Origin of the sequence: Microbacterium sp. NPDC087592, from assembly GCF_044743585.1 — a bacterium.
GTDB lineage: Bacteria > Actinomycetota > Actinomycetes > Actinomycetales > Microbacteriaceae > Microbacterium.
This window is the reverse complement of the sequence record NZ_JBIUWT010000002.1, coordinates 239335-253218: the sequence shown is the minus strand read 5'-3', so window position 1 is coordinate 253218 and position 13884 is coordinate 239335. Positions and strand designations below refer to the sequence as shown.

The 13884-nt window shown below is 66.7% G+C and carries 12 protein-coding genes and 2 tRNA genes; 2 read left to right on the top strand and 12 right to left on the bottom strand.

What is annotated here, in order from left to right; genetic code table 11:
* Positions 1 to 55: 55 nt before the first annotated feature.
* Positions 56 to 129, bottom strand: a tRNA-Pro gene (locus ACIOTO_RS14160).
* 123 nt (positions 130 to 252) lie between these two features.
* Between ACIOTO_RS14160 and ACIOTO_RS14155 the strand changes: the two genes are divergently transcribed.
* Both ACIOTO_RS14155 and ACIOTO_RS14150 read left to right on the top strand, forming a co-directional pair.
* Positions 253 to 323 (top strand) — tRNA-Gly (locus ACIOTO_RS14155).
* Between the two features lie 125 nt (positions 324 to 448).
* Positions 449 to 1681, top strand: a complete 1233-nt coding sequence (locus tag ACIOTO_RS14150; RefSeq protein ID WP_400858344.1) for a hypothetical protein — start codon at positions 449 to 451, stop codon at positions 1679 to 1681.
* Between the two features lie 75 nt (positions 1682 to 1756).
* Here the strand turns inward: ACIOTO_RS14150 and ACIOTO_RS14145 are convergent, their stop codons facing one another.
* The 11 genes from ACIOTO_RS14145 to uvrA all read right to left on the bottom strand — a co-directional run bounded on the left by ACIOTO_RS14145 (position 1757) and on the right by uvrA (position 13883).
* Positions 1757 to 2110, bottom strand: a complete 354-nt coding sequence (locus ACIOTO_RS14145) for an RNA polymerase-binding protein RbpA (protein WP_017830291.1) — start codon at positions 2108 to 2110, stop codon at positions 1757 to 1759.
* Positions 2110 to 2358 (bottom strand): preprotein translocase subunit SecG, encoded by a 249-nt coding sequence (secG, locus tag ACIOTO_RS14140; protein ID WP_029261623.1) that lies wholly within the window; start codon positions 2356 to 2358, stop codon positions 2110 to 2112. The genes ACIOTO_RS14145 and secG overlap by 1 nt, the downstream gene beginning before the upstream one ends.
* Positions 2359 to 2439: 81 nt before the next feature.
* Positions 2440 to 3231, bottom strand: coding sequence for a triose-phosphate isomerase (gene tpiA / locus ACIOTO_RS14135; RefSeq protein WP_167633366.1), 792 nt, complete (start codon positions 3229 to 3231; stop codon positions 2440 to 2442).
* On the bottom strand, positions 3222 to 4436 hold the full coding sequence (locus ACIOTO_RS14130) for a phosphoglycerate kinase (RefSeq protein ID WP_400858343.1): 1215 nt from the start codon (positions 4434 to 4436) through the stop codon (positions 3222 to 3224). Before ACIOTO_RS14130 ends, tpiA begins: the two co-directional genes overlap by 10 nt.
* A 10-nt stretch (positions 4437 to 4446) precedes the next feature.
* Entirely contained in the window at positions 4447 to 5457 is a 1011-nt protein-coding gene (gene gap, locus ACIOTO_RS14125; RefSeq protein ID WP_105710159.1) for a type I glyceraldehyde-3-phosphate dehydrogenase, read from the bottom strand.
* A 115-nt stretch (positions 5458 to 5572) separates the two neighbouring features.
* Entirely contained in the window at positions 5573 to 6199 is a 627-nt protein-coding gene (locus ACIOTO_RS14120; RefSeq protein ID WP_029261619.1) for a superoxide dismutase, read from the bottom strand.
* Between the two features lie 156 nt (positions 6200 to 6355).
* Positions 6356 to 7126, bottom strand: a complete 771-nt coding sequence (locus ACIOTO_RS14115) for a hypothetical protein (protein ID WP_400858342.1) — start codon at positions 7124 to 7126, stop codon at positions 6356 to 6358.
* A 12-nt stretch (positions 7127 to 7138) separates the two neighbouring features.
* On the bottom strand, positions 7139 to 8116 hold the full coding sequence (gene whiA, locus ACIOTO_RS14110) for a DNA-binding protein WhiA (RefSeq protein ID WP_017202788.1): 978 nt from the start codon (positions 8114 to 8116) through the stop codon (positions 7139 to 7141).
* 67 nt (positions 8117 to 8183) lie between these two features.
* Positions 8184 to 9056, bottom strand: coding sequence for an RNase adapter RapZ (gene rapZ / locus ACIOTO_RS14105; protein ID WP_029261617.1), 873 nt, complete (start codon positions 9054 to 9056; stop codon positions 8184 to 8186).
* Between the two features lie 34 nt (positions 9057 to 9090).
* Positions 9091 to 10995, bottom strand: a complete 1905-nt coding sequence (gene uvrC / locus ACIOTO_RS14100; protein ID WP_400858341.1) for an excinuclease ABC subunit UvrC — start codon at positions 10993 to 10995, stop codon at positions 9091 to 9093.
* A complete protein-coding gene (uvrA, locus tag ACIOTO_RS14095; RefSeq protein WP_400858340.1) occupies positions 10995 to 13883 on the bottom strand; it encodes an excinuclease ABC subunit UvrA in 2889 nt (962 codons plus the stop codon). The genes uvrC and uvrA overlap by 1 nt, the downstream gene beginning before the upstream one ends.
* Position 13884: the final 1 nt, after the last annotated feature.

Below are 13884 nucleotides of genomic sequence, written 5' to 3'. Positions count from 1 at the left end.
TGTTCTCCTTGTGATTTCCGCGCGGTATCGCGGCTGTAAGGTCCGTGGGGCCGTGTCGGGGCGACAGGAGTTGAACCTGCGACCTCCCGCTCCCAAAGCGGGCGCTCTACCAAGCTGAGCTACGCCCCGGGGAATCCGCACGCAGATTCAGCCCCACCGAGTCTAACGGACGAGAGCACCCCCGACTGTCCGGTATGATCGATGAGTCCGGAGATGCGACTCCGGCCCGTCCCCGAGATTCCGCGGGGATCCGGGGCTGTAGCTTAGTGGTAAAGCCTTAGTCTTCCAAACTAATGATGCGGGTTCGATTCCCGTCAGCCCCTCCGGATCAGAAGGCCCCCATCGGAAACGGTGGGGGCCTTCTCGCGTGCGCGGCGATCGGTCCAATACTCTGAAAGCACCGACCCTCGCAGTCTCCGACCGGAAGGCACCATCGAATGGGCACGACGTGACCGCCCCGCTTCCGTCCGGCCTGGAGGCTTCGATCCCCCTGACACGCGGGCCCCACGAGCTGCCGGCGCGCTTCTCCTCGAGTCCGAATCCGACCGCGCGTCCCCGTGCTCGCCGTCGCCCGCATCGAGGCCTCCTCATCGGCGTTCTCGGCGGCGCCGCGGTGATCGCCGCCCTCGGCATCACCCAGCTGTCCGCGAACCTGGGCTACGACGCTGCCGCGGACCGATTCGCCGACACCCTGCGGACCGCGACGGCGATCACGTCGGAAACCGCTCACACCCGAGACGTGCTGACCCGGGCGACGGATGCCGGCCACGTCATCCTGGACGCGGGCAGCGCACAGATCGCCGTGCCGGAGGAGACCGTCTCTGCACTGTCGACCGCCGTCGTCGAGGGGGAAGAAGCCGGAGCGGTCGCGGAGGAGCTCCTCGCCACCGCATTGCCGTCCCCCGAAGAGAAGCCGGTCTGGTTCTGGGAGCTGTTCGGAGCCTCTGCGGCGCTCGTCGAGGACGAGAGCTCGCTCGACGAACTGGCGCAGGAGCTCGAAACGGCGTCCGAGAGCGCCGTCGAAGCCGAGGAGGCCGTTCAGGAGAGTGGCCTGGGCGTGCTCTCCTCAGCCGGTGAGGCGGCAGCGGGTTTCGAGACGGCACACCCGTCAGCCCGCAACGATGCCGTGATCGCGCTCCGGAACGCCGCTGCGGATGCGCTGACTGCGACGACCGTCGATGACGACGCGGCGACCACCTATGTCGCATTGCAGGACGCGGGCGCACGGGTCATCGCGACGGAGGCCGAAGAACTTCAGGAGAAGTCGGGCCCGTTGCGGGGTGCCCGACTGGAGATCGAGGCCTTCGCCCGCTCCCTCGCCCCCGGCGTGCTCCTCGAGTTCGACTGGTCGCCCGTGGTCAACGGTGCGGGTTACAACGGCAGCATGGGCGGGTACACCACGTGGTGGTGGGATGACCCCGGCCGCGCCAACATCGAGCTGTCGAACTCGGTCGCCGAGCAGTGGCCGGCGGAGCGGAGCAAGGCACTGGTCGCGCACGAGGTCGGTCACGCGATCAGTGTCAAGTGCGAGGACATGTACGACGCGTCGACACAGGACAGCATCGAGAAATGGGCGACTGCGTGGGCCATCAGCATGGGATACACCGACGATGCCAACGGGGTCTGGGCCTACGGATACCCGCCTCAGGAGTACATCGACGCCGCAGCGGGCTGCCGCTGAGCTCTGAGCGAGGAACTGATAAAGCAAGAAGCCGCCGTGATCGCTCACGGCGGCTTCTTCGATGTCAGGTCGAGGTCACTGTCCCCGACGCTCTCGCAGCTGGGTGAGCGCGTCGTCGAGAAGCTGGACGGCTTCCTCGTCGGTACGACGCTCCTTCACATACGCGAGGTGCGTCTTGTACGGCTCCGCCTTCGCGAGAGCAGGAGGGTTCTCCTTGTCACGCCCGGCCGGGAGACCCGACTGCGGGTGATCGATCGTCTCGGGGATCTCCTCTTCGGGGAGTCCCGCAGCGAAGTAGCGCACGGTCTCGTTGCCGAGTCCGTCCCAGTACGAGACCGCGATGCGGTCGGCGTGATAACCGTGATCCTGCTCGCCCATCGGGCCGGAGCCGACACGGGTGCCGCGGATGGCGTTTCCACCGGTAGCCATCAGATGACCTCGAATTTCGTGATGAGGCCCAGCGCGACGATGGCGACGAACCATGTCAGTGCCAGGACGACGGTGAAGCGGTTCAGGTTCCGCTCCGCAAGACCGGAGGAGCCGACCGCAGAGGTCATGCCTCCACCGAACATGTCGGACAGTCCACCGCCCCGACCTTTGTGCAGGAGGATGAGGAGGGTCAGCAGAACGCTGGTGATGCCCAGCACGACCTGCAGGACGAACTCGAGAATTGCCACGAGAAAGAGCCTTTCGCTGGGGCCGGAACGCCCCCGTAACGGTCAAGTATACGGTGCAGCGGGGCCGCAGCCCCGCTGCACTCACACTCCGACGTGCTTCTCGAAGCGGATGATCGCTGCGAACTCGTCCACGACGAGGCTCGCCCCGCCGACCAGCGCGCCGTCCACATCGGGCTCGCGCATGAAGCTGGCGATGTTCGCCGCCTTCACGGAGCCGCCGTAGAGGATGCGCGTGCGCGCGGCTGCCTCGTCGCCCAGAACCTTCGCGACGACCGCACGCAGAGCGGCGCAGACATCCTGCGCCTGCTGCGGCGTCGCGGCCTGGCCGGAGCCGATCGCCCACACCGGCTCGTACGCCACCACGATGTCCGCCTTCGGGGACACGCCCTGAAGCGCGGCCTCGAGCTGCGACACCGGAACGGCGCTCGCACCGAACTTCTCCAGGTCGCCCGCGGTCTCACCGACGCAGATCACCGGCACGAGACCGTGCTTGAGCGATGCCTGCACCTTGGCCGCCACGACATCGTCGCCCTCGGCGTGGTATTCACGACGCTCCGAGTGGCCGATGATGACGTACTTCGCGTCGAGCTTCGCCAGGAAAGCACCGGAGACCTCACCGGTGTACGCACCGGAGTCGTGTGCCGACACATCCTGCGCACCGAGCGCGAACGGGATCTTGTCCGCGTCGATGAGCGTCTGCACGCTGCGGATGTCGGTGAACGGCGGGAAGACCGCGACCTCGACGGATCCGTCTTCGTGCTTGGCATCCTTCAACGTCCAGTGCAGCTTCTGCACGAACGCGACCGCCTGAAGGTGGTCGAGATTCATCTTCCAGTTTCCCGCGATCAGCGGGGTACGGGAGTTCACACCCATCCGAGGACCTCCAGCCCAGGTAGTTTCTTGCCCTCGAGGAACTCGAGGCTCGCGCCGCCGCCGGTCGAGATGTGACCGAACTGGTCGTCGGTGAATCCGAGCTGACGCACGGCCGCGGCGGAATCGCCGCCACCGACGACACTGAGGCCGTCGACCTCGGTGAGCGCCTGCGCGACGGTCTTGGTGCCGGCCGCGAACGCCGGGAACTCGAACACGCCCATCGGGCCGTTCCAGAACACGGTCTTCGATTCGCGGATGACGTCGGCGAAGCGTGCTGCCGTCTCCGGACCGATGTCGAGTCCGATGCCGGAGGCACCGAACGGCGTCGACTCGATCGCGTCCGCCGCGGCGACTTCGTGGGCGGCGTCCGCGCCGAACGATGCGGCGACGACGACATCGGTGGGGAGCACGAGCTCGACACCGCGTTCGGCCGCCTCGGCGATGTAGCCGCGAACCGTCTCGAGCTGATCCTCTTCCAGCAGGCTCGAAGCCACAGCGTGCCCCTGCGCCTTCAGGAAGGTGAAGAGCATTCCGCCGCCGACGAGAATCCTGTCGACGCGCGGCAGCAGGTGCGAGATGACGCCGAGCTTGTCGCTGACCTTCGACCCGCCGAGCACGACCGCGTACGGGCGCTCGGGGTTCTCGGTCAGGCGGTCGAGCACGTCGAGCTCGGCCGCGATCAGCAGACCGGCCGCCGACGGGAGCAGCTCGGCGAGCTCGTAGACGCTCGCCTGCTTGCGGTGCACGACCCCGAATCCGTCGGAGACGAGCACGTCTCCGAGCTCGGCGAGCTCAGCCGCGAAGGCTGCGCGCACGGACTCGTCCTTCGAGGTCTCCCCCGGGTTGAACCGCAGGTTCTCGATGACGACGACCCCGCCGTCCTCGAGCGAGGCGACGGCCTCCTTCGCCGACTCGCCGACCGTGTCGCGTGCGAACGCGACCGGAGCGCCGAGCAGCTCGGACAGCCGCTGAGCCACCGGCTCCAGGCTGTACTGCGGGTCGGGCGCGCCATCCGGCCGTCCGAGGTGAGAGCACACGACGACGCGGGCGCCCGCGTTGATGAGTGCATTGAGGGTCGGCAGCGAGGCGCGGACACGGCCATCGTCCGTGATGATCCCGTCCCGGAGCGGGACGTTGAGATCACAACGGACGATGACGCGCTTGCCCTCGAGCGACCCCAGTGTGTCCAGGGTGCGCAGAGTCATGTTCCTGAGCTTAGAGGCGCTCGGCGACGTACTCGGTCAGGTCGACGAGACGGTTGGAGTAGCCCCACTCGTTGTCGTACCAGCTCGAGACCTTGATCAGGTTGCCGCTCACGTTGGTGAGCGTCGAGTCGAAGATCGACGAGTGCGGGTTGTGCACGATGTCGCTCGACACGATCGGGTCCTCGTTGTACTGGAGGTAGCCGGCGAGGCGACCCTCGGCAGCAGCCTTCTTGTATGCCTCGTTGACCTCGTCGACCGTGAGGTTCTCACGGTCGGTGATGAGGGTGAGGTCGACGATCGAACCGGTGGGAACCGGAACGCGGTACGACGAGCCGCTGAGCTTGCCCTGGAGCTCCGGGAGCACCTCGCCGATGGCCTTGGCAGCACCGGTGGAAGCCGGGGTGATGTTGATCGCGGCGGCGCGTGCACGACGGAGGTCGCTGTGCGGGCCGTCCTGCAGGTTCTGGTCGGCCGTGTACGCGTGCGCGGTCATCATGAAGCCGCGGTCGATGCCGAACGCGTCGTTGAAGACCTGCGCGAGCGGTGCGAGGCAGTTCGTGGTGCAAGATGCGTTGGAGATGATGTGATCCGTCTCCGGGTTGTACGTGTCCTCGTTCACGCCCATGACGAACGTTCCGTCGACACCGGTGCCCGGAGCCGAGATGAGGACCTTCTTCGCGCCGGCCTCGATGTGCTTCTTGGCGAGCTCGGCCTTGGTGAAGAAGCCGGTCGACTCGATGACGATGTCCACACCCAGCTCGCCCCACGGGAGACCGGCGGGGTCGCGCTCGGCGAAGGCCTTGATGACCTTGCCGTTGACGGTGATGCTCTCGTCGTCGTAGCTGATCTCGGCGTCGAGGACGCCGCCCACCGAGTCGTACTTCAGCAGGTGCGCCAGGGTCTTGTTGTCGGTGAGGTCGTTGACGGCGACGATCTCAAGGTCCGCTCCCTGCGCGAGAGCCGCGCGGAAGTAGTTGCGTCCGATGCGGCCGAAGCCGTTGATACCGATCTTGACAGACACTCAGGTCTCCCTGTTTCTCGTGCGCTGCACACAGCTTTCCAGCATGTATGAAGCGCGGGGTTTTTTGGCTGAGAGGGCGTCCCGACGAGCCGTGGCCCGTCGGGACGCGACCCGATTACGACAGTACCAGCAGGCCGTTCGTCTGCTTGCGGGCGACCTCGAGGCGCTGGGCGACGTTCTCCCAGTTCGCGATGTTCCACGCGGCCTTGACGTAGTCCGCCTTGACGTTCAGGTAGTCGAGGTAGAACGCGTGCTCCCACATGTCGAGCTGGAACAGCGGGATGGTGCCCTGCGCCGTGTTCGACTGCTGGTCGAACAGCTGCTGGATGATCAGGCGCGAGCCGATCGAGTCCCAGCTGAGCACGGCCCAGCCGGAGCCCTGGATGCCGGTCGCCGCCGCGGTGAAGTGCGCCTGAAACTTCTCGAACGAGCCGAAGTACTCGTCGATGGCCGCCTTCAGCTCGCCCTCGGGCTGGCCTCCGCCGTTCGGCGACAGGTTCGTCCAGAAGATCGAGTGGTTGACGTGGCCGCCGAGGTTGAAGGCGAGGTCCTTCTCGAGCTTGTTGACGTTCGCGAGGTTGCCGCTCTCGCGGGCTTCTGCGAGCTGGTCGAGCGCGGTGTTCGCGCCCGCGACGTACGTCGCGTGGTGCTTGTCATGGTGCAGTTCCATGATCTTGCCGCTGATGTGCGGCTCGAGGGCTGCGAAGTCGTAGGGAAGGTCGGGGAGCGTGTAAGTCGCCATATCGCTTTCATCCAATCCGCGCCGCGCCGCGGCGCTTGCCGATCCTCCGCGCCGCCGATGTGCGGCGTAGAGCGGACATCTTTCATCCTACTGACGACAACGCGGGTGCGCCCCGGAACCTTCCGCCATATGACGGTTCGGACCGGTCGACCCGGATCAGGCGTTCAGCCCCATCTGCGGGATGCCGAGGGCGAACGGACTGAGCACGAGCTTGCGACGGTCGACGTACATCAGCGAGTCTTGTCGGAGCGCCGCCGGATTCGGCGCCCCCGTAGCCACGACCTGCTCCAGGAGTGCGCCCGCGGCGATGGATGCGTTCTCGGGGGTGGCGGGGAACGAGATCCGCTCTGCGTGCGCCTTCCCGCCCACCGGCATCACATGTATGTTCCCGGTCCCCGCCTTGAACGCGATGCTCAGCGAGGTCTTGCGACGCGCCGCCCAACGGTCGGCCCTGGCGAGGGTGTCATGTGCCGGATCGGCGTACCAGACGTGCAGTTGCGCCTCGGAACGCCCGTCCCCCAGCGCGGCCGTCGCCTCGCACAACGTGACGAGTGTCCGGGTCAGGACCGGAGCCAGCGCGTCGAAATCGTCGACGACCCGCTCCCCCGGCAGGTAGCTGCCGTCGGGGAGGAGGCCGATGTCATCCGCGCGCCACCGGTAGGGAAGAGCAGAGTCGGGCAGGGACTCGAAGTTCCGATACTCCTCGTCAGCGATGGCATCCATGTGCGCGACGAGGATCTGCGCACCGCCACTGCTCGACGGACGGACGGAGATCTGCCGCGCACCGTCGTACCAGCGGACGAAAGGCCCCTCGGTGATCGTGGGAGCGACGCCGAGGACCGTGATCGCATCACGGATCGTCTCCGCGAACGGCGTCTCGACCGTCGCCTCACCGAACTCTGCACTGCGCCAGCCGAAGACACTCATGCAGGGATTCTCTCAGACGTCGAGTCCCACGGGCACGGCGGCCTCGGTGCCCGGAATACCCTCCTGCTGAGCGCGCTTGTCGGCCATCGCCAGCAGGCGGCGGATGCGGCCTGCGACGGCATCCTTCGTCAGCGGCGGGTCGGCGTGATGGCCGAGCTCGTCGAGGCTGGCATCCCGGTGAGCCAGACGCAGCTCTCCGGCGACCTTCAGATGATCGGGTACCTCGTCGGCCAGGATCTCGAGCGCGCGCTCCACACGCGCGCAGGCGGCGACCGCGGCCTGCGCCGAGCGGCGCAGGTTCGCGTCGTCGAAGTTCACGAGGCGGTTGACCCCGGCACGGACCTCGCGGCGCTGACGGAGTTCTTCCCACGCGATGGCGGTCTTCTGCGCGCCCATCTCGTTGAGGATGGTGCGGATCGCCTCCCCTTCGCGCACGACGACACGCGGCATGCCGCGGACCTCGCGAGCCTTGGCGGCCACGCCGAGCCGGTGCGCGGCACCGACGAGGGCCATCGCCGCTTCCGACGACGGGCAGACGACCTCGAGCATGGCCGAACGGCCCGGCTCGCTCAGGGTGCCGGCGGCGAGGAACGCTCCGCGCCACAGGCCGGCGACCTCGGCCCGAGAACCGGTCGTGAGGCGGTTCGGGAGCCCGCGCACGGGACGCCGCCGCTGGTCGAGAAGGCCCGTCTGACGGGCGAGCGTCTCGCCCTGGGCGATCACCCGAACGGCCCACCGGGCACCGTCGTTCGCGGTGCTCGACTGCACCTGCGCGATCTCGGGACGCACGCCGTAGATCTCGGCGAGGTCACGTGCGACGCGGCGCGCGAGAGTCTCGGCGTCCACCTCGGCCTCCACGGCCACGCGGCCGGCGATCGAATGCAGACCACCGGCGAACCGGAGGATCGCGGTGACTTCCGCAACTCGCACCGTCGGGGGTGCATTGCGGATGCTGACCAGCTCGGCCTTGACGTCGGTGGTTAGTGCCACGACACTCCTTCACGTTCACGCGCCGGGTCGCGGCGCAAACGTCCAGCTTACTCGGCCGGGCGGACCGCTATTCTCGGCCGAGGTCTCGATGGCGGACGTTGACGGCGACGCCGGGGATCGCGGACAGCCTGCGCGCGAGCTCCTCCGACATCGCGACCGAACGGTGCTTTCCCCCCGTGCAACCGATCGCGATCGTGGAGTGGCTCTTGTTCTCTCGCTGATACCCCTCGAGGACCGGGACGAGGGCGGTCGAGTAGGCGTCCAGGAACTCCATCGCACCGGGCCGCGAGAGAACGTAGTCACGAACCGTCTCGTCCTGGCCGGTGAGGCCGCGGAGTTCTTCGTTCCAGAACGGGTTGGGCAGGAACCTCATGTCGGCGACGATGTCGACGTCGGTCGGAAGCCCGTACTTGAATCCGAAGCTGAGGAGCGTCACGCGGTGGCGCGCCGCGCCCTCCTCCGAGAAGATGTCCGAAACCTGCGTCGCCAGTTGATGGATGTTGAGCCGCGAGGTGTCGATGACCAGGTCGGCCGCCTCACGGATCGGTGCGAGCCTGGTGCGCTCGATGCGGATCCCGTCGAGAAGCGTCCCATCCCCCTGGAGCGGATGCGGCCGTCGGACGGACTCGAAGCGCCGCACGAGGACGTCGTCGGAGGCGTCGAGGAACAGGACGCGGACAGACCCTCGAGACCGGAGAGCTCGCGCGACGCCGGGGAAGTCGTCGAAGAGGTTGCGTCCCCGGACATCGACCACGGCGGCGACCTTGGGAAGCGCATTGCCACCCATATCGGTCAGATCCAGCAGCGGCCGGAGGATCTGGGGCGGGAGGTTGTCGACGACGTACCAGCCGAGATCCTCCAGCGCATTCGCCACCGTGGTCCGACCCGCGCCGGACATTCCCGTGACGATGAGGAACTCGCCCTTTTCCTCGTCAGACATTGCTCAGTGCTCCCTCTCCCCCTCGGCCTCCAGCCTAGCGAGTGGACAGGTGCGAATGGATGTTCTGGGCGAGCACGGGCCCGATTCCCTGCACTTCTTCGATCTGTCCCGGTTCGGCTGCGCGCAGCGCCGTCACCGAGCCGAAGTGCTTGAGCAGCACCTTGATGCGGGATGCCCCGAGCCCCGGCACCTCGGCGAGCACGGAGGAGATGTCGTTGCGCCGTCGCTTGCGCTGGTGCGTGATCGCGAAGCGGTGCGCCTCGTCACGAAGACGCTGCAGCAGATAGAGCGCCTCGCTGGTACGCGGCAGGATCACCGGGAAATCGTCACCCGGGAGCCACACTTCCTCCAAACGCTTCGCGATTCCGCAGACCGCGATCTCGGTGTGCCCGGCGTCACGGAGGGCCCGGGCCGCTGCTTCCACCTGCGGTTGCCCACCATCGACGAGCAGGAGCTGCGGCGGGTAGGCGAATCGCGGCTTTCGCCGCGCGGTCGCCTCTCCCACGTCTTCTCCGACGACTGCCTCGGTCGTCGGATCGATGACCTCCGGTTCCTCGGGACGATCGAGGTAGGCGAGCCGACGACGAAGCACCTGGTACATCGAGTCGGTGTCATCCGTCGTCTCGGCGATGTTGAAGGAGCGGTACTGGTCCTTGCGGGGAAGACCGTCCTCGAACACGACCATCGATGCCACGACGTTCGTTCCGCCGAGGTGCGAGATGTCGAAGCACTCGATGCGCAGCGGGGCTTCGGACATCCCGAGAGCCTCCTGCAGGTCGGTGAGCGCCTGCGTACGGGCGACGTAGTCGCTCGTGCGCCGGGTCTTGTAGCGGATCAACGCCTGCTGCGCGTTCAACGTCGCGGTGCGCATGAGGTCTGCCCGCTGCCCGCGCTGCGCGACCGCGATCTCGACCTTCTTGCCGCGACGTTCGCGCAGCCAGACTTCGAGCTCGGCAGCGTCGTCCGGAAGGGTCGGGACGAGGATTCGGCGAGGGACGTCCTGCGCCTCGCCGTATGCCTGCTGCAGCACCTGTTCGACGAGATCACCACTCGAGATGTCGATCTCCTTCTCGATGGTCAGCGCACGCACACCGCGTAACCTGCCGCCGCGGATCACGAAATGCTGCACAGCTGCCGCCAGCTCATCCTCGGCGATGCCGAAGAGATCGGCGTCCTCGTCGGCGGGGAGCACGAGTGCGCTCTTGCCCAGAACTGCTTCGATCGCCGAGAGCTTGTCCCGGTACTTCGCCGCCGCCTCGTAGTCCATCGCCGCCGAGGCAGCCAGCATCCGCTTGGTGAGCTCCCGGGTGAAGCGCTCATCACCGCCGGCCATGAACGCCACGAAGTCATCGACCATGGCGCGGTGCTCCTCGATGCTCACCGTCATAGAGCAGGGGCCGCCGCACTTGCCGATCTGCCCGGGGAAACAGGGCCTGCCGGTCTGCATCGCGCGCTTGTAGCTGGAATCGCTGCAGGTGCGGATCGGGAACGCCTTAATCATCAGATCGATGGTCTCGTGCACCGCCCACACCTTCGGGAACGGGCCGAAGTACCGCGCACCGGGGATCTTGCGATTGCGTGTGACGATCACCCTGGGCGCTTCGTCGGCGAGCGTCACCGCCATGAAGGGATACGACTTGTCGTCTTTGTAGCGCACGTTGAACGGCGGATCGAACTCCTTGATCCACATGTATTCCAGCTGCAGCGAGTCGACGTCCGTCGACACGACCGTCCATTCGACGGATGCCGCTGTCGTGACCATGCGCCGGGTGCGCTCGTGGAGCGTACGCAGCGGGGCGAAGTAGTTCGACAGGCGCTGACGCAGGTTCTTCGCCTTGCCGACATAAAGCACCCGCCCGGACGCATCACGGAAGCGGTACACGCCGGGATCGGTCGGGATCTCCCCCGGCCGCGGCTTGTACGGCAGCACGTCGGCCATCAGCTGGCCTTCCGCGCGGCGCGCCCCTCACCCAGGATCTCGCCGAGGAACAGCCCGGTGTGGCTCGCCTCGACGCGTGCGATCTGCTCCGGGGTGCCGGTGGCGACGATCTGGCCGCCGCCGGAACCGCCCTCGGGGCCGAGATCGATCACCCAGTCGGCCGACTTGATCACATCGAGGTTGTGCTCGATGACGATCACGGTGTTTCCCTTGTCGACCAGTCCGTTCAGCACCTCGAGGAGCTTGCGGACGTCTTCGAAGTGCAGACCTGTCGTCGGCTCGTCGAGCACGTAGATGCTGCGTCCGTTGCTACGACGCTGAAGCTCGGTGGCGAGCTTGACGCGCTGCGCCTCCCCGCCGGAGAGCGTCGTCGCCGACTGCCCGAGTCGGACATAGCCGAGCCCCACGTCGACGAGCGTCTTCATGTAACGGTGGATGGCCTGGATCGGCTCGAAGAACTCCGCAGCCTCCTCGATCGGCATCTCGAGCACCTCGGCGATGTTCTTGCCCTTGTAGTGCACGGCCAGTGTGTCGCGGTTGTATCGCTTGCCGTGGCAGACCTCGCAGTCGACGTACACGTCGGGCAGGAAGTTCATCTCGATCTTGATCGTGCCGTCACCGGAGCACGCCTCGCAGCGGCCACCCTTGACGTTGAAGCTGAAGCGGCCGGGCTGATAGCCGCGGACCTTCGCCTCCGGCGTCTCGCTGAAGAGTGTGCGGATGCGATCGAACACGCCCGTGTACGTGGCGGGGTTCGACCGCGGGGTGCGGCCGATCGGTGCCTGGTCGACGTGGACGACCTTGTCGAGGTTGTCGAGTCCGGTCACGCGCGTGTGCTTGCCGGGGACCGTGCGGGCACCGTTCAGCCGTGACGCGAGCACCTGGTACAGGATGTCGTTCACGAGCGAGGACTTGCCGGAGCCGCTGACACCGGTGACGGCCGTGAGCACACCCAGCGGGAAGTCGGCTGTGACGTTGCGGAGGTTATTGGCCCGAGCGCCCACGACGCTCAGCATCCGCTTCTTGTCGATCTTGCGGCGCTTCGTCGGCAGGGGGATCTCACGGCGACCCGAGAGGTACTCCCCCGTCATCGAGTCGCTGTCCTCGAGCAGTGCCGAATACGGACCCGAGTGCACCACCTCGCCGCCGTTGACTCCGGCGCCGGGACCGATGTCGACCACCCAGTCGGCCGCTTCGATCGTCTCCTCGTCGTGCTCGACGACGATGAGCGTGTTGCCGAGGTCGCGCAGCTTCAGCAGGGTGTCGATGAGGCGTCGGTTGTCACGCTGGTGGAGTCCGATCGACGGCTCGTCGAGCACGTAGAGCACCCCGGTGAGGCCGGAGCCGATCTGCGTGGCCAGGCGGATGCGCTGCGCCTCTCCACCGGACAGGGATCCGGCCGAGCGGCTGAGGTTGAGGTAGGAGAGTCCGACCTGGAGCAGGAAGTCGAGACGCAGACGGATCTCGCGCAGCACCTGAGCGGCGATCTTCGCCTCACGGTCGCTGAGGGTGAGGGTCTCCATGAACCCGCGGGCGTCGGCGAGGCTGAGGTGCGAGACCTCGGCGATGGAGTGACCGTGCACCTGTACGGCGAGCACCTCGGGCTTGAGGCGGTTGCCGTCGCAGACCGGGCACGGCACTTCGCGGAGGTACTCGCCCCACCGGCTGCGCTGGTTGTCGGACTCCGCCTGCAGATACTGCCGCTCGATGTAGGGGACCACGCCCTCGAATCCGGATGCATAGCGCATCTCGCGTCCGTAGCGGTTCTTCCACTTGACGGTCACCTTGTAGTTCTCGCCGCGAAGGATCGCATTCTGCACATCGGAGTGCAGCTTGCGCCACGGGGTGTCCAGCGAGAAGTCCAGATCGCGGGAGAGTCCCTCGAGCAGGCGCTCGTAGTACTGGAACAACCCCTTACCCTGGGTGGTCCAGGGGATGATTACACCTTCGCGGATCGAGAGGTCTTCGTCACCCAGCATCAGGTCGACGTCGACCGACATGCGGGTGCCGAGCCCGGAGCATGCCGGGCACGCACCGAACGGCGCGTTGAACGAGAACGTGCGGGGCTCGATCTCGGTGAGGGTGAGCGCGTGCCCGTTCGGGCAGGCGAGTTTCTCGGAGAACGTCTGCCATGCGTCGTCGCCCTCGCCGTCGACGTAGTTGATCTGCACCACTCCGCCGGCGAGACCGAGCGCGGTCTCGACCGAATCGGTCACGCGGCCGAGGATGTCATCAGACGCCACGAGGCGGTCGACGACCACCGCGATGTCGTGCTTGTAGCTCTTCTTGAGCGTCGGCGGCTCGGCGAGTTGGACGAGATCTCCGTCGACGATGGCACGCGAGTAGCCCTTCGCGCCCAGTTCACGGAACAGGTCGACGAACTCGCCCTTCTTCTGAGAGACGATGGGTGCGACCACCTGGTAGCGCGTGCGCTCCGGAAGTTCCATGAGCTGATCGGCGATCTGCTGCACGGTCTGACGCTGGATGCGTTCACCGCATTCGGGACAGTGCGGGATACCGATGCGCGCCCAGAGCAGGCGCATGTAGTCGTAGATCTCGGTGATCGTGCCGACGGTGGACCGCGGGTTGCGGTTGGTCGACTTCTGGTCGATCGAGACGGCCGGGCTGAGGCCCTCGATGAAATCGACGTCGGGGCGGTCGACCTGCCCGAGGAACTGGCGCGCGTACGCACTCAGCGATTCGACGTAGCGACGCTGCCCCTCGGCGAAGATCGTGTCGAACGCGAGACTCGACTTGCCCGACCCGGACAGGCCGGTGAACACGACCAGCGAGTCGCGGGGGATGTCGATGTCGACGTTCTTGAGATTGTGGACGCGGGCACCGCGGACACTGAGTTTTCCTGGGGAAGCAACGGGGACGATGGGCACC